Below are 14,727 nucleotides of genomic sequence, written 5' to 3'. Positions count from 1 at the left end.
GAGACTGAGCCATGTCCATCGTTGTCATTGATCCTGTTTCATCCGGCATTAACTATATCAATGCGGCGCAGCAACTGGGCGTCGATGTCTATGTGTTTTCCTGTGACGGTGGCGAGCAGGAGCTCAACGCTGAGTTGCGGGCCAAGGTGCGTCAGGTCATCAAAATCGACACCGGTGATTTCGATGCACAGCTAGAGAAAATCAATGAGTTGGGAAACATCCGCGCCGTTCTTCCCGGTGTGGAGTACGCCGTGCCCATGGCCGCGCGCCTGGGGGCTGCGTCAGGCACAACGCATCTGCACGACAGTGCAGTACAGAAAGTGCGCAACAAATTCAATTTCCGCAGTCGGCTGACTGACGCGGGGCTGAGCACTATCGGCTTTTTCCTTCTGGATGCCCACGCCCCGGTATCGGTGCCGGAGGGTTTCAGCTTTCCGGCTGTGGTCAAGCCGATCGATATGGCGGGCAGCATCGGTGTGCGCAAGCTCTACAGCCATGAAGAGTTGGTCGAAGCGGTGGAGACATTCCGTCAATCATTGCCCGACGACATCGGCTTTACTGCCAGTGGCCGGCTGATTGTCGAAGCGTACATTCCCGGCACGGAATACAGTGTCGAAGGCATCGTGCGCAGCGATGGCAGCGTCACCCTTGCGTCCATCACGGAAAAACTGCTCGGCTCGGAGCCGTACTTCGTCGAAGTCGGTCACATTGTGGGCCAGGGCTATGACGAAGGGTTTCGCAAGGTGCTGACCGAATACTCGCTGGCGGTGCTTGAGGCCATAAAGCTCAACGTCGGGCCGTTCCATCTGGAGCTGCGTGTAACGCCACAAGGCCAGCCGGTGGCGGTTGAACTGGCGGCCCGCCTTCCAGGCGACAATATCGTCGAGTTGATCAGGCGTGCCAGCGGCATTGACCTGGCCAAAGAGACGCTGTGTGAGTACCTGGACATCGACAGTCGCGCCGTGCCATGTGCGAACGGCGTCAGTGCCATCGCCTTCATCCCCCGAGGCGACAAGAGCGAATTTACCGAACTGCAGGGGCTCTCCGACATTTTCGACAGTCCGTATTACCTCTCGCATCAGGTGTATTACCGGTCCGGGGATGCTCTGGGCTCCGATCAGGACTGGACCTCAAGAATTGGCTACGTCATGTTCGGCGGCGCCGACGAGGCGCTTGTAAGAAGCCTCGTCGGGCGGGTACACACAGAGGTTGGAATCGTATGAAGCATGTCCTGATCATCAACCGCTATGACGACGAGCTTTCGGACTATCGCAACTACATCGATCACTCGCAGGTCGATGTCTCCTACATATCACTGGCAGGGCACTCGCGACTGATTGATCCGCAGGTCAGCGCCAATGTGGTCGAAGTCAGCGTACTGGACGCCGATCTGATACTTCAGGAAGCGCGGGCCATTCATCGTCGTCAGCCCGTCGATTTCGTGATCGCCTTTTCGGAATACGATCTGGATGCCGCTGCGCTGGTGCGTACCGAATTCAACATACCCGGTGCCAAGGTCGCCGATAACCTGCTGTGCCGTAACAAGGCGAGCATGAAGGAAGCCTTGACCGGTTCTTCGGTTCGTTATCCTCAGTACCGGAATGTAGCGTCGCGCAGCGGCGTCGAAGCCTTCTGTCGCGAGCACGGCTTTCCGGTCATCCTGAAACCCCAGGTGGGCGCCGCCTCGGACGGCGTGGTGAAGATCGAACGCCTGGAAGACATACCCGACCTGCCGGATTTCAATGGCTACGAAGTCGAAGAATATATAGAAGGCGATATTTATCATGTCGACGCGATACTGGCGGCCGACAGCATGCCGTACTTCAAGGTGTCCAAGTACCTGAACACCTGCCTGGACTTTCGCAACGGCCTGCCGCTCGGCTCGGTCACAGTCGATGACCGGGCATTCATCGCGCGGGTTCGCGCGTTCACCGAAGAAGTCTGCCTGCGTCTCAACCTGCACAACCAGGCCATTCACCTGGAAATCATCGAGCGTCGTGGCGAGCTGGTGTTTCTGGAGATCGGCGGTCGCGTCGGTGGCGGCGAGATTCCGTTTGTCGCGTTGCGCAGCGAGGGGATCGACCTGTATGAGCTCTGGACCCGCGCCGCGCTCGAAGTGGCTATCGCTCCGCTAGACACCCGAATCACCGGTTTTCTGATGATGCCCAATCCGTTCCCCGGCGGGTTCACCTTCGATCCGCAGATGGAGCTCTCCCATCCGCTGCTGACCTACAGCAGCGTGCAGTCTCAGGGCGATTCAAGTGCGTTCAGCTACGAGGATATCCCCGCCAGACTGCACTTCGCCGCCGACAGCCAGGCTGCGATAGAGCAGGCCATTGTGCAGTGCATGAGTATTTTGCAGACGTCGATTCGCGCAACCTGATTTCTGGAACCCTGGATGAAAGTGCTCCTGCAGCTTCCCTCTGTCGTGCAGCCTGTTTCCATGTCGGTATTCATGGAATCGCAGCAGCCGTATTCGCTTCGGCAGGCAGATGCCGATGTCATGGCTATGGCCAGTTCGTTCAATGCAGCGGGTTTCCCGACCGTCTTCCTGTCCGATGCGCTGTTCAGCGAGGACGGTCCGCATGTCGCCATCGAGGATATGCGGCGGTTGGCAAGGCATGCATTGCGCTTTGCCGACAACGTCGAACACGGGCGCCAGCAGCTTGCTCACCAGCAATTGTTCCGCTGCAGTCGGCAGGAGTTGGCCGAAATCATCATCAACCAGCCTGAGCTGCGGCTGCATGACGATGACGAGTTGGGCCGGATCAGTCCGGACGCTACCTACGAGAGCTACCGGATTCAACCGCTGTACGGACTTCTGTTTCCGCGTGACCACTTCATGAACGTAGGTGGACAGCCGGTTTTCGGGCGTCTGAAGCGTCAGGACAGGGCGCGTGAGGTGGATGTGGTGAAGCAGGTGGTCGCTGCTCATGGTCACGTTCCCGTCGAACTCGATCAGGTGCTCGAGGGCGGCGACTATCTGGAAAATGAACGCGTATCCGTGATCAACACCGGCTTTCGTACCGAGCTCCCGGTGCTGGAGTTCTTGCTGGCTTCAAACCTGCTCAAGGGTGAAGTTGTGCTGGCGGTGCAGGACGTATGGCGCAATCCGGAACAGTTTCACCTGGATCACTACGCCTGCCTGCTGCGCAACGCCCTGCTGGTCGACGCGAAAAGAGCGGACGCAGCCGACCGATCCCTGGTCAACGTTTATCGGCGCGTGTCATCGGGCTGGCAACTGACTGACAAGGACCTGACGCTTCGCCAGGCAGCACAGGTCGCGGGTATCGGGCTGATACCGCTGGACGAAGAAATGATGGCTGCATGGTGCGCAAATGCATTGTCATTGGGCAACCATGTCTGGATCGATCAGAACGCACCGGTGCGCCTGCTTGATCAGTTGGCTGAGCATGACTGTCATGTTCATCTGATCGCCTGTACAGAGCATCAAAAGCAGTTCGGCGGCATTCATTGCGCCACTCAACTCCTATAACTTCGAGGGACCGTCATGAAGGTGGGTAATAAGGCGTTTCTGCCCGTTCTGGCACTGATCATAAGTACCATCGGTGTGGCCTCCGCCATTGCGTTCGTCAAACTCAGTGAAGTGGATGCCACGTCTACCCTGATGCTGCGAATGTTCATGGCGGGCGGTATGGCCTCTGCACTGGCTGCCTGGCCAGCAGGTAAAAACACTGAGACCGGGACCATCGGTACGGCGCGCAGCCGGCGGGCGATGCTCTGGTTGCTGGTGCTGTCGGGCGTGGTGTCGTGTGTGGATCTGCTGTCCAATCACTGGGCGGTCAAGCTGACCAGCATGGCCAACACGTCGGTCCTGATGAACCTGTCCCCGGTGTTCGTGGCGCTGCTGTCCTATCTGTTCATGAAGGAAAAAATCGGCGTCTATCAAGTGTTGGCGCTGGCCCTGAGTATCGGCGGGGCGTGTCTGCTGGTGTTTGACGGCAGTGCCAGCGTGGCATTTTCCAGTCAGAGCGTGACCGGCGACCTGCTGGCCCTCAACTCGGCGCTTTTCTATGCGATCTACCTGATCATGATCAAGTCGTTGCGCGACTGCTTCACGTCTCGCAAGATTATTATCTGGAACAGCTTTACCTGTGCAGTGCTGTTACTGCCCATCGCTTTGCTCACCAGTCCGAAGGTTCTGCCGGACACCGTGTACGGCTGGGTGGTCATTGCGTTGCTCGCGCTGATCAGCCAGCTTCTGGGCCATGGCCTGATGGCATATGCACTCAGGCACGTCGATGTGGTACTGGCCTCTGTTTCTGCACTGGCCCGTCCGGTGGTGGCGATTTTGATCGGTTTCTTCTTTTTCGATGAGCAGCTCACGTTCGTGCAATGGGTTGGCGTTGCTGCGGTATTGGCAGGTGTCTGGTGGTACAAGCGCCCGGTACCGGTGGTACGTCCAGTCGTCCAGGCCAAGACTCCCAGCGAGGCCTGACAGGCTCGATACACATCAGAGGTCCTGCAAAAAGCCCTGCATCCTTTGTGACAGGGCTTTTTGGTGTCCGCTATCCTTGATTGCAGTATTGCCGAACACAAACATTGTCTTGCGTCGAGATCATTGCGGATCTTTTTCAACACACCGCTGGCATATTCGGCGTACAGCACGTCTACTGTGCGGCGACGAAAAGCATGCGAAGACTGCAATTTCGTAATGGATCATGACAAGGGGTGGGCAGGCAATGAAGGTGTTTTGGGGGCTGGGAAAGATATTGATGCTGGGCTTCTGGCTGGTGGTGCTGGTCAACGCGGCGATTGAGGCGCCCAGCCCGTTTGGCGTGATGATCGACATGGCAGGCGCGGTGCTGTTGTTGACTCATTTGCTGGAGCTGATTCTGTTCAACGGCAGCCTGCGCGGTCGCCGGCATCCGTGGCGCGACCGGGGCAAAATCATTCTTTTCGGCATCTTTCACGTTCAATCCATCGGCCGTTCGGTCAGGGGGCACACTCATGCGTAAGCTCGTTCTGCTGGCGGCACTGTTCAGCCCTCTGGCCATGGCCCAGGCAATCATCGTTGCGCCACACTCGCTGATGCGTCTGCCTGGCAACAGCAGCGTTCTGCAGGTCGAGCGCCTTGAAGTGGCCGACTACGGCACTCTGCTGATCCCGGCCGGGATCGATGATGTGAAGATTGGCGAGCTGGTGCTGGGGCACGAAGCGCGAATCGCCATCGTCCCTGGTGTGCAGGCGTTCAATATGGTCGTGCTGCACGGTGAGTTCGGCACCGGCAGCCAGATCACCGCGCGGGGCGCGCCGGGTACTTTCGAGAAACCGGCACGGCCAGGGCGCAACCTGACCCTGCGCCTGCAGAGCCTGAATGCCGAAGAACTGTCGATTGACGCCCGTGGTGGCGCAGGCAGCCCAGGCTATGCCGGGCTGGACGGCGGCACGGGCGAAGACCCGGGCTGTACCTGGGGCCAGGCCGGGCGTGGTTATAACGGCGACAGCGGCGGTAATGGTCACGATGGCGCTGCGGGCGCACAGGTGCGTCTTGAACTGCCACAGAGCTATCCGGCCGAGCGCATCAAGGTGAATGTCGCGGGTGGTGCGGCGGGCAAGGGGGGCGAGGGCGGCAAGGGAGGCAAGGGCGGAGCGTCCAAAGGCTGTATCGTCTACCGCGCTGAAGGCGGCAAGGCTGGCAGACAGGGTGAGCCCGGTCTGCCAGGTGCTCCGGGACCGGCAGGCGCGTTGATCCTGCAACGTCTGTAATCTGCGAGAGCCTGTCCGGATCAGGTGCAAGGCCATGATCCGGACAGTCGCGACCCGCTTCACATCACATTATTGCGGTACGCCTTTCTCCCAATTCTTCCAGTCGCCGACAATCGCCTGCACCAGCGGGTTGCCGGTGCGGTAGAGGTTTTCCAGCGCCGGGACGAAGGCACCCTGATCGGCGTACTTGAGCAGGTTGTCCACCTCGCTGTAACCCGGATACGGACGATCGAAGTCGGAACCCGCGCGCACGACAGCCAGGCGATTGACATCGACCTTGCCGGCCTTGCTCGCTCGCAACAGAGCCTCGTAGGTGGAGTTATCCTCCTGCTGGGTGGTGCAATACACGCCTTTGCCGTCGGTCAGCAGCTTGGTCCAGACTTCCGCACGCTCGCTCAGACGCGTCCCGGAAAACCAGGTATTGCCTGCCAGCGTGTCGCACTGCGTGACCTGCGGCGGCTGGTTGGCAGGCGCATAAGGGTATTTGACGCGCCAGGCTGCTGATTCCTTGCTCTCGCTGAGGGTCACTTTGTGCGACAGGGCAAACGCCTTGGCCTGCAGCTTGGGGTTGAGCTCGAAGACTTCGGTCTTGTAATCCAGTGGCGGCTTCTCGTTCGGACCCTTGGTGTTGATGCCCAGATAACCGGTCGGCCATTCCTTGGGCACATCGCGGGAGTCGATTTCCCACTGCGTGCCGAATTCCACCAGATAATGTGCCCAGGCCGTGGTGCCGAGTGTGCCGTGGTGCGGGTTGATGCCGGCAATGCCCGCGACGATGAAGTAAGTCTTGCGCAGGTCGAATTGCGGCGACAGGGCCAGGGCCAGAGTCGATGCTGCGGCATTGGTCTGACCCATGCCGGTGACCAGCAGGCAGACGTCCTGATCATTGCAGCGGATGGCCGGGTACTCGGCGGCAAGGCCGGGCACCTGGATCTCCTTGGTCAGATGCAGCCGGTCGATCCAGTTCTTTGCTTCGGGCGCAAACATGGCGACCAGCATGACCTTGGGCGTGACCGGTGCCACCGGCGCGGTAGCCGCCCAGACAGCCGGGCTAAGCAGTGCCAGCGTGGCGCAGAGGGTATTGCGAGTTGTGTGTTTCATGAAAACTCCTGTCGTCATAATCAGGTTCAGAACTGGTAACCCACGCCTGCGTAATAGCCCCAGCCGTCGGAGCGCGCGCGGAAGTTGCCATCGCCGAAGTTCAGCTCGCTGCCGTCCTGCCAGTTGCCGCCGTTGTGGAAGTAGCGGCCAACCAGGGTGAAGCGCAGATGCGTGAAGGCGTAAAGCAGCACATTGGTGGCGACCGTGGAGTTGCCGGTGCGTGCCGGATCGTTTTTGAGGTCCGAGCCGAAATCGAAGTTGGTGAAGCCGATATAGGTCAGCGAGGCGCCGTTGTCGAACGTGCTGATCGGTACGATGTATTTGAGCTGGGCGCGATAGCCGTCCCACGAATATTCGTTGCTGGCACCGTAGTTCTCCCACTGGTAGCGGCCATAGAAGTTGGCCGACAGATTGACCCGCGAGTGGGTATCGATGTCAGTGCCCAGGCCGCTGTACAGGGTGTTGGCCCGGTTCGCCGTATTGCTGCCGTGGTCATAGATCCAGTCGAAGGCGACGTACCATTCCTTGAACGGACCAATGGCCAGACTGCGCCCGGCGAGGTAGTCGATCGAGACGCGTGGCTCGTGCTCCATGAACAGCGGCGAGCCATGGTCCCAGACGCCTTTGTCATTATCATTGCCGATGCCGAGAATCTTCGGTACGTCGACATAGCCATACAGCTCGAACGGCCCTTTGCGGCCGAAGTATTCGTACTCCAGGTAGATGTCATCGTTAGGCTTGGGGCCGAAGCTGATGTCCTTGCTGCCGATCAGCGTCAGGTCCTGGTTGAACCAGTCTGAAAAATACGCGCCTTTACCTTCCTTGGGCGAGGCAGGTGGGCTGAGTGCTTCGCCCTGCGCCGAGTCTTCGGTAGCGGCGGGCTGTGCCAGCGCGCTGGTGCATGGCAGCGCCGCAGCGGCGGCGAACAGCAGAGGCATGAGAAGTCTTGAGGGCGTTGCGGGTCGAGTGAACGGCGGCTGTGGCATTGAAGCTCCTTTTCGTGGGCGCGTACTGCTGATCGCAAACGTTTGCACAGCCCATGCCAAACTGTTTCAAGATGTTGAATGCCTTGGATATCAGGCGCAGAAGATGACCGATCGGGCAGGAAAACGCCCGCAAGCTGTGCGCGGTGTCACCGCCAGTGCCCCGCGATGTTCCGTTTTACCTCAAAGGCCCGGACGAGCAGCGGCGAGCATGACCACGGCCAAACCGATAATCAGATTGATGCCGACCAGGCGGCGGATATGGCCCAATGCCGCGGCGCCCTCGGCCCACTGTTCGGCTTCCACGGCACGACGCAGCTCCGGCAGTTGCAATGACTGGATACGCAAAAACAGCGCAACCATGACCACGTACAGGCCCATCATGATCTGCACATAACGCGGCGCGGTTTCAAAGCCGGTGAAGTTGAGCTGAATCATGCCGATGCCGGTGATCGGCAGCAGCACCACCGCAGCCCAGACCCAGGCGAAGAAGCGCGGAAACACCTGGACCCACACTTTCAGGCGAGAAGGGCCTTCAAGTGCTGCAATGACTGCTGGGCGCAACACCATCCAGGCGAAAAACATCCCGCCAACCCACACCAGGGCAGCCAGCAGATGCAATGTATAGACAGTAGAAAAAGCGGTCATCGGACACTCCGTTCTGCGCGGATGGATTTAGCGCGCTATGATAGCGCCCACTCAGAACTACTGAAAATTTATCCAGCCTTTTTAGCCGTGCCCCCGAACCGAAGCCAATGATCAGTACCGAACTCAAAACCCAGATCCAGGGCGCTTACTCGCGTTTCCTCGAAGCCAAGAGCCTCAAGCCGCGCTATGGCCAGCGATTGATGATCGCTGAAGTCGCCAAGGTGCTGGGGGACATTGACACCGATGAAGAGGGCCGTCGTTCGGGCGATCCTGCGGTAGTGGCCGTCGAGGCCGGGACGGGTACCGGCAAGACCGTGGCCTATGCCATCGCCTCGATTCCCACTGCCAAGGCGGCAGGCAAGCGGCTGGTAATCGCCACCGCGACCGTCGCCCTGCAGGAACAGATCGTCTACAAGGACCTGCCGGACCTGATGCGCAACAGCGGTCTGAATTTTACCTTCGCCCTGGCCAAGGGGCGCGGGCGTTACATGTGCCTGTCCAAGCTCGACGCATTGCTGCAGGAAAGTGACGCGACCAACGCGACCGCGCAGCTGTTCGAGGAAGAAGGCTTCAAGATCGAGGTCGATGAGGCCAGTCAGAAGCTTTTCACCAGCATGTTGCAGAAGCTGGCGGGCAACAAGTGGGACGGCGATCGCGACAGCTGGCCGCAGGAACTCGCCGATCAGGACTGGGCGCGTCTGACCACCGATCACAGCCAGTGCACCAACCGGCATTGCCCCAACTTTCAGCAGTGCGCCTTCTACAAGGCGCGGGAAGGCATGGGCAAGGTCGATGTGATCGTCACCAACCACGACATGGTACTGGCTGACCTGGCACTTGGCGGCGGTGCAGTGCTGCCGGACCCGCGTGACACCTTGTATGTCTTCGACGAGGGTCATCACCTGCCGGACAAGGCCATCGGCCACTTTGCCCATTACACCCGTTTGAAATCGACCGCCGACTGGCTGGAACAGACCGCCAAGAACCTCGCCAAGCTGCTGGTCCAGCATCCGCTGCCCGGCGATCTGGGCAAGCTGATCGAGCAGGTGCCGGAGCTGGCCCGCGAGATCAAGGGTCATCAGCAGTTCATGTTCGGTGCCTGCGAGCAACTGGCGGATTTCCGCGCTGGTGAAGACATGCAGGGCCGCGAGCGTCCACGTCACCGCTTTGTCGGCGGCGTGATTCCCGAGCACATCCGCGAGATGGGCATCGAGCTCAAGAAGGGCTTTGCGCGCCTCGACGACCTGTTCACGCGCCTGACCGAGCTGCTCAAGGAAGGCATGGACGGTGAGGTCAACATCGGCATCGCCAGCCATCAGGCCGAAGAATGGTATCCGCTGTTCGGCAGCCTGCTGGCCCGCGCGCATGGCAATTGGGAATTGTGGACAGCCTTCACCACCGAAGACCCGGAAGACAGCCCGCCAATGGCGCGCTGGCTGACCCTGGCCGACAGCGGTGCAATGTTCGATATCGAGGTCAATGCCAGCCCGATCCTGGCGGCGGAAATGCTGCGTCGCAACTTGTGGAACATCGCCTACGGGGCGCTGGTTACCTCGGCGACCCTGACCGCGCTGGGCAAATTCGACCGCTATCGCATGCGTGCCGGCCTGCCCAAGGGGGCGGTGACCGCCGTGGTACCAAGCCCGTTCCATCACGCCGATGCCGGTGTGCTGCGCGTGCCGGACCTCAAGGCCGACCCGCGTGACTCGGTGGCCCACACCGCAGCGATCATTCGCGACCTGCCGGGTCTGGTGGAAGGTTCGCGAGGCACGCTGGTGCTGTATTCGTCGCGCAAGCAAATGCAGGATGTCTTCGACGGCCTGGACCGTGACTGGCGCAAGCAGGTGTTCATTCAGGGCAATCTGTCCAAGCAGGAAACCCTCAACAAGCACAAGGCACGCGTCGACAGCGGCGAGTCCAGCGTACTGTTCGGGCTGGCCAGCTTTGCCGAGGGTGTGGATTTGCCCGGCGCCTATTGCGAACACGTGGTCATCGCCAAGATCCCGTTCGCGGTGCCGGATGACCCGGTCGAGGCCGCGCTGGCCGAGTGGATTGAAGCGCGTGGTGGCAACCCGTTCATGGAGATCGCCGTGCCGGATGCCTCGTTGCGTCTGGTGCAGGCCTGTGGCCGCTTGCTGCGTACCGAAGAGGACCGCGGCACCATCACGCTGCTGGACCGACGCGTGGTCACCCAGCGCTATGGCAAGGCGATTCTCAATGCGCTGCCACCGTTCCGCCGGGAAATAACCTGAGCCAAAGATGAAGAGCGTTTCACATCTGTTCCCAAAGCGCTCGATCGCTGAAACAATACGCGCCATTTAGCCTGTCGCCAGGCTCATGTTGCCAGTCAGGAGTCAGCCGTTGCAGATCCAGGGTCATTACGAACTTCAATTCGAAGCAGTACGTGAAGCCTTTGCGGCGCTCTTTGAAGACCCGCAGGAGCGCGGTGCTGCCTTGTGCATTCAGGTCGGCGGCCAGACCGTCATCGATCTGTGGGCGGGCACTGCCGACAAGGACGGTGCCGAGGCTTGGCACACCGACACCATTCTCAACCTGTTCTCCTGCACCAAGACCTTCACCAGCGTGGCGGTTCTGCAACTGGTCGAAGAGGGCAAGTTGAAGCTGGACGAGCCCGTGGCCAGGCTCTGGCCCGAATTCGCCGCGGCGGGCAAGGCCTCCATCACCCTGCGCCAATTGCTCTGCCATCAGGCCGGCCTGCCCGCGTTGCGTGAGCCGTTGCCTGCCGAAGCGCTTTACCAGTGGGACACCATGACCGCCGCCCTGGCAGCCGAAGAACCCTGGTGGACACCGGGTCAGGGGCATGGTTATGCAGCGATCACCTATGGCTGGCTGGTGGGCGAGATGCTGCGCCGCGCCGATGGTCGAGGTCCCGGTGAATCCATTGCTGCGCGTATCGCCCGCCCGCTGGGGCTGGATTTTCATGTGGGCCTGGCGGATGACCAGTTTCATCGCGTGGCCCACATCGCGCGTGGCAAAGGCAATGCCGGTGACGACGCTGCCCAGCGCGTGCTTCAGGCGACGATGCGCGAACCGGCTTCGATCACAGCCAAGGCGTTCACCAACCCGCCGTCGATCATGACCAGCACCAACAAGCCGGAGTGGCGCCGCATGCAGCAGCCAGCAGCCAACGGTCACGGCAATGCGCGCAGTCTTGCCGGTTTCTATAACGGTCTGCTCGATGGCAGCCTGCTTGAAGCAGACATGCTCAATGAGCTGACCCGTGAACACAGCCTCGGTCAGGACAAGACATTACTGACCTCGACCCGTCTGGGACTGGGCTGCATGCTCGATCAGCCGGGCGTTGCCAACGCGACTTACGGCCTGGGGCCAAAGGCCTTTGGCCATCCGGGGGCGGGCGGCTCGGTGGGTTTCGCCGATCCTGATGGCGAGGTTGCCTTTGGCTTCGTTACCAACACCTTGGGGCCGTACATTCTGATGGACCCACGCGCTCAGAAACTGGTCGGGGTTCTGCGTGAGTGTTTGCAGTAAGTATCGGCCATAAGTGCTTGTTTCATACCGACTGTCAGTTAAATGGCTGTAACAGGAACCGTACGACGGTTTCTTTTTCCAACTGCATCTTTATGCATGTTATACCGGCGTAGTTACGTCCTTCTGTCTGATCAAAACCGTTGCGGGTTACCCATGTCGTCTAATAAAAGCCTCGTTCTCGCCCTGTGCATCGCCGTGACCGGCTGTGCGCAAACCCCACAATCCGACTCTGCTGCAACCGGAGGCCATTGGTGGCAGTTCGGTTCCGGCAGCGACTCCGCTGACGCAGGCACCGCTGCCAAGGCTCCGGCACCGAGCCCGGCGCCCGCTCCGGTTGCCAAGGCTGCTGCAACGCCGGCACCTGAGGCAGGTGCTGAAAACAGCGCGCGGTGGTACTGGCCGTTCGGCTCGAACGATAACGCGCAGGCCAAACCTGATGCCGTGGCCGACAAGCCGGCCGCCAAGCCTGCTGCACCGGCGATGGTTGCCAAGTCGGAGACCGACAGCAAGTGGTGGTGGCCGTTTGGCAATGACTCCGCCAAGGACGAGCCGAAAGCGCTGCCGATGCCTGATCCGAAAGTGACCCAGGCCTGGCTGGACGAATACGAGCCGCGCCTGCGCGCTGCAATCAAGGACAGCCCTTTCCAGCTGGAGCGTCGCGAAGACCTGCTGGCAATCACCGCGCCCGTCGACAGCTCGTTCAACCCCGACCGTCCGGCCATGCTGCTGCCGAACACGCTGGGGCCGATCACCCGTCTGGCCAAGGTGGTAGAAGGCGATCAGAAAACTGCCGTGCTGATTCTCGGTCATGCCGACACTTCGGGTCCTACCGAAGCCAACCAGAAGATCAGCCAGGAGCGTGCGCAGTCGGTTGCCGCGATTTTCCGTCTCAGTGGCCTGGAGCGTAATCGCCTGAGCCAGCGTGGCATGGGGGCGGTGATGCCGCGCGCCGCCAACGACAGTCTGCAGGGGCGTGCGCTCAACCGCCGGGTCGAGATCCTCATGACGCCGCAGGACACCATGCGCGCGCTGATGAGCCGCTACGCACTGCCGCCAGTTGCACCGACCATGGTCGCGACCCAGGACGTCAAGCCAGTCGCCCCGGCACCTGCCGCCGCACCTGCGAAGAAAGCCGCTGCGAAGAAAGACACCGCCAAGAAAGCTGCACCGGCCAAAGCCAGCACCGCCAAGAAGGCCGCGCCAGCCAAGACCACCGCAGCGGCCAAGAAGCCGGCAGCGACCAAAACCACCGCCAAGGCCCCGGCCAAAACCGCAACGCCCGCCAAGAAGGATGACAGCCAGGCCAGTAACTAAGCCTGTCAGCACCCACGCGGATCGTCACTGACGCTTCGCGTGGGGTCGATCCCTGACCTCGCAGGAGCAGACCATGACCCAGACCCTGGCCGATATGCGCCGTGATTACACGCGCGACGGGTTGACCGAAGCGCAATCGCCGGACGAGCCCTTTGCACTCTTTCATGCATGGTTTGCCGACGCGGTGAACACCGAGCAACCGCCGGTCGAGGCTAACGCCATGACATTGGCGACGGTTGATGAGCAAGGACGTCCACATTGCCGCGTCCTGCTGCTCAAGGGCCTGGACACTCAGGGCTTTACGTTTTTCACCAACTACGAAAGCGCCAAGGGCCAGCAGATCGCTGCACGTCCATTTGCCGCGATGACCTTCTTCTGGCCGACACTGGAGCGCCAGGTGCGTATCGAGGGTCGGGTCGAGAAAGTCTCTGCGCAAGAATCCGACGCCTATTACCAGGTGCGCCCTCTGGGCAGCCGTCTGGGTGCATGGGCCTCGCCACAAAGTCGTGTGATCGCCGATCGCGACGAACTGGAAGGTCTGATCAGACAGACGGAACAACGCTTCGCAGACACCCAGCCACACTGCCCCGAGCACTGGGGTGGCTATCGTCTTTTGCCCGAGCGGATCGAGTTCTGGCAGGGTCGCTCCAGTCGACTTCACGACCGTTTGAACTATCGTTTGATAGACGACAGATGGACACGCGAGCGCCTTGCACCCTGATTGAATTATTCGTCTGGCCAATCGTCTGAGCGTTATACGGGCCGTGGCTGTATGAGGCCTGAATCAATTTAATTTGCGGGCTCGGGGCCGTGACAGCGCCTTTGTCGGGTAGTCTAATGGCCACTGATTCCTCTGGAGATTCCTTTTATGCGCAAGTCTGCTCTTCTGGTTGCTTCGTTCACTGCCATGGCACTGATGATGGGCGGCTGTACCTCGAATCTGACCGGTGATTCCTACTCCCGTGACGAGGCCAGGACCGTACAGACAGTTCGCATGGGAACGATCGAATCCCTGCGTCCGGTCAAGATCGAGGGCACCAAGACCCCGATCGGCGGCGCGGCAGGTGCAGTCGTTGGTGGTGTGGGCGGCAGCGCTATCGGTGGCGGTCGCGGCAGTATCGTGGCAGCGGTGATCGGCGCAGTGGCCGGCGGCCTGCTGGGTTCGGCGACCGAGGAAGGCCTGACCCGTACGCAAGGTGTCGAAATCACCGTGCGTGAGGATGACGGCAGCATGCGTGCCTACGTGCAGCAGGTTCAGGAAAACGAGATTTTCCGGGTCGGCGAGCGTGTGCGCATCATGAGCGTCAACGGCACCAGCCGCGTTACTCACTGATCCGCAACACCGCACAGCAAAACCCCGAGCCGCAATGCTCGGGGTTTTTTATTGCCAGGCGTAAATGGGCGTGAATACCATGCCCATTGCTCACGAAGACGATGTATC

14 protein-coding genes are annotated in these 14,727 nt (G+C 60.5%); 11 read left to right on the top strand and 3 right to left on the bottom strand.

The window, feature by feature from the left end; all coding sequences use genetic code 11:
• The first annotated feature begins 11 nt into the window (after nt 1-11).
• The 6 genes from PI739_RS12495 to PI739_RS12470 all read left to right on the top strand — a co-directional run bounded on the left by PI739_RS12495 (nt 12) and on the right by PI739_RS12470 (nt 5,730).
• A complete protein-coding gene (locus tag PI739_RS12495; protein WP_003363536.1) occupies nt 12-1,223 on the top strand; it encodes an ATP-grasp domain-containing protein in 1,212 nt (403 codons plus the stop codon).
• Nucleotides 1,220-2,383: an ATP-grasp domain-containing protein gene (locus PI739_RS12490; protein ID WP_003431184.1), complete on the top strand. Its 1,164-nt coding sequence runs from the start codon at nt 1,220-1,222 to the stop codon at nt 2,381-2,383. The genes PI739_RS12495 and PI739_RS12490 overlap by 4 nt, the downstream gene beginning before the upstream one ends.
• 15 nt (nt 2,384-2,398) lie before the next feature.
• On the top strand, nt 2,399-3,496 hold the full coding sequence (locus PI739_RS12485) for an arginine deiminase family protein (protein ID WP_054082125.1): 1,098 nt from the start codon (nt 2,399-2,401) through the stop codon (nt 3,494-3,496).
• A 15-nt stretch (nt 3,497-3,511) separates the two neighbouring features.
• Nucleotides 3,512-4,459: a DMT family transporter gene (locus tag PI739_RS12480; RefSeq protein WP_003431179.1), complete on the top strand. Its 948-nt coding sequence runs from the start codon at nt 3,512-3,514 to the stop codon at nt 4,457-4,459.
• A gap of 244 nt (nt 4,460-4,703) precedes the next feature.
• On the top strand, nt 4,704-4,979 hold the full coding sequence (locus tag PI739_RS12475) for a DUF1145 domain-containing protein (protein WP_003363526.1): 276 nt from the start codon (nt 4,704-4,706) through the stop codon (nt 4,977-4,979).
• A complete protein-coding gene (locus PI739_RS12470) occupies nt 4,972-5,730 on the top strand; it encodes a hypothetical protein (protein WP_054082126.1) in 759 nt (252 codons plus the stop codon). The genes PI739_RS12475 and PI739_RS12470 overlap by 8 nt, the downstream gene beginning before the upstream one ends.
• Nucleotides 5,731-5,799: 69 nt before the next feature.
• Here the strand turns inward: PI739_RS12470 and PI739_RS12465 are convergent, their stop codons facing one another.
• The 3 genes from PI739_RS12465 to PI739_RS12455 form a co-directional block, all read right to left on the bottom strand.
• The gene (locus tag PI739_RS12465; RefSeq protein WP_054082127.1) at nt 5,800-6,831 is read right to left on the bottom strand and encodes a purine-nucleoside phosphorylase; all 1,032 of its coding nucleotides are present in this window, start codon (nt 6,829-6,831) and stop codon (nt 5,800-5,802) included.
• Nucleotides 6,832-6,857: 26 nt separating this feature from the next.
• On the bottom strand, nt 6,858-7,817 hold the full coding sequence (locus PI739_RS12460) for a nucleoside-specific channel-forming protein Tsx (RefSeq protein ID WP_054082128.1): 960 nt from the start codon (nt 7,815-7,817) through the stop codon (nt 6,858-6,860).
• A 180-nt stretch (nt 7,818-7,997) separates the two neighbouring features.
• Nucleotides 7,998-8,462 (bottom strand): CopD family protein, encoded by a 465-nt coding sequence (locus PI739_RS12455; RefSeq protein ID WP_003363517.1) that lies wholly within the window; start codon nt 8,460-8,462, stop codon nt 7,998-8,000.
• Nucleotides 8,463-8,569: 107 nt separating this feature from the next.
• Between PI739_RS12455 and dinG the strand changes: the two genes are divergently transcribed.
• The 5 genes from dinG (at nt 8,570) to PI739_RS12430 (ending at nt 14,619) form a co-directional block, all read left to right on the top strand.
• Complete coding sequence (gene dinG, locus PI739_RS12450) at nt 8,570-10,714, top strand: ATP-dependent DNA helicase DinG (RefSeq protein ID WP_003431171.1); 2,145 nt, start codon at nt 8,570-8,572, stop codon at nt 10,712-10,714.
• Nucleotides 10,715-10,823: 109 nt separating this feature from the next.
• Nucleotides 10,824-11,972, top strand: coding sequence for a serine hydrolase domain-containing protein (locus PI739_RS12445; RefSeq protein ID WP_054082129.1), 1,149 nt, complete (start codon nt 10,824-10,826; stop codon nt 11,970-11,972).
• A 153-nt stretch (nt 11,973-12,125) separates the two neighbouring features.
• Complete coding sequence (locus PI739_RS12440; protein WP_054082130.1) at nt 12,126-13,286, top strand: OmpA family protein; 1,161 nt, start codon at nt 12,126-12,128, stop codon at nt 13,284-13,286.
• A 73-nt stretch (nt 13,287-13,359) separates the two neighbouring features.
• A complete protein-coding gene (gene pdxH / locus PI739_RS12435) occupies nt 13,360-14,007 on the top strand; it encodes a pyridoxamine 5'-phosphate oxidase (protein WP_003363512.1) in 648 nt (215 codons plus the stop codon).
• 147 nt (nt 14,008-14,154) lie between these two features.
• Nucleotides 14,155-14,619, top strand: coding sequence for an outer membrane lipoprotein (locus tag PI739_RS12430; protein ID WP_003363510.1), 465 nt, complete (start codon nt 14,155-14,157; stop codon nt 14,617-14,619).
• Nucleotides 14,620-14,727 lie beyond the last annotated feature (108 nt).

The organism is Pseudomonas cerasi (assembly GCF_027983475.1).
Lineage (GTDB): Bacteria > Pseudomonadota > Gammaproteobacteria > Pseudomonadales > Pseudomonadaceae > Aquipseudomonas > Aquipseudomonas cerasi.
The sequence above is the reverse complement of the archived record's forward strand: the minus strand, read 5'-3'. Positions and strand labels throughout refer to the sequence as shown.

What these genes read in the sequence shown, in the direction of transcription:
- PI739_RS12495 (WP_003363536.1), top strand. Translation starts at nt 12, where the DNA reads ATGTCCATCGTTGTCATTGATCCTGTTTCATCCGGCATTAACTATATC.
- PI739_RS12490 (WP_003431184.1), top strand. Translation starts at nt 1,220, where the DNA reads ATGAAGCATGTCCTGATCATCAACCGCTATGACGACGAGCTTTCGGAC.
- PI739_RS12485 (WP_054082125.1), top strand. Translation starts at nt 2,399, where the DNA reads ATGAAAGTGCTCCTGCAGCTTCCCTCTGTCGTGCAGCCTGTTTCCATG.
- PI739_RS12480 (WP_003431179.1), top strand. Translation starts at nt 3,512, where the DNA reads ATGAAGGTGGGTAATAAGGCGTTTCTGCCCGTTCTGGCACTGATCATA.
- PI739_RS12475 (WP_003363526.1), top strand. Translation starts at nt 4,704, where the DNA reads ATGAAGGTGTTTTGGGGGCTGGGAAAGATATTGATGCTGGGCTTCTGG.
- PI739_RS12470 (WP_054082126.1), top strand. Translation starts at nt 4,972, where the DNA reads ATGCGTAAGCTCGTTCTGCTGGCGGCACTGTTCAGCCCTCTGGCCATG.
- PI739_RS12465 (WP_054082127.1), bottom strand. Translation starts at nt 6,831, where the DNA reads ATGAAACACACAACTCGCAATACCCTCTGCGCCACGCTGGCACTGCTT.
- PI739_RS12460 (WP_054082128.1), bottom strand. Translation starts at nt 7,817, where the DNA reads ATGCCACAGCCGCCGTTCACTCGACCCGCAACGCCCTCAAGACTTCTC.
- PI739_RS12455 (WP_003363517.1), bottom strand. Translation starts at nt 8,462, where the DNA reads ATGACCGCTTTTTCTACTGTCTATACATTGCATCTGCTGGCTGCCCTG.
- dinG (WP_003431171.1), top strand. Translation starts at nt 8,570, where the DNA reads ATGATCAGTACCGAACTCAAAACCCAGATCCAGGGCGCTTACTCGCGT.
- PI739_RS12440 (WP_054082130.1), top strand. Translation starts at nt 12,126, where the DNA reads ATGTCGTCTAATAAAAGCCTCGTTCTCGCCCTGTGCATCGCCGTGACC.
- pdxH (WP_003363512.1), top strand. Translation starts at nt 13,360, where the DNA reads ATGACCCAGACCCTGGCCGATATGCGCCGTGATTACACGCGCGACGGG.
- PI739_RS12430 (WP_003363510.1), top strand. Translation starts at nt 14,155, where the DNA reads ATGCGCAAGTCTGCTCTTCTGGTTGCTTCGTTCACTGCCATGGCACTG.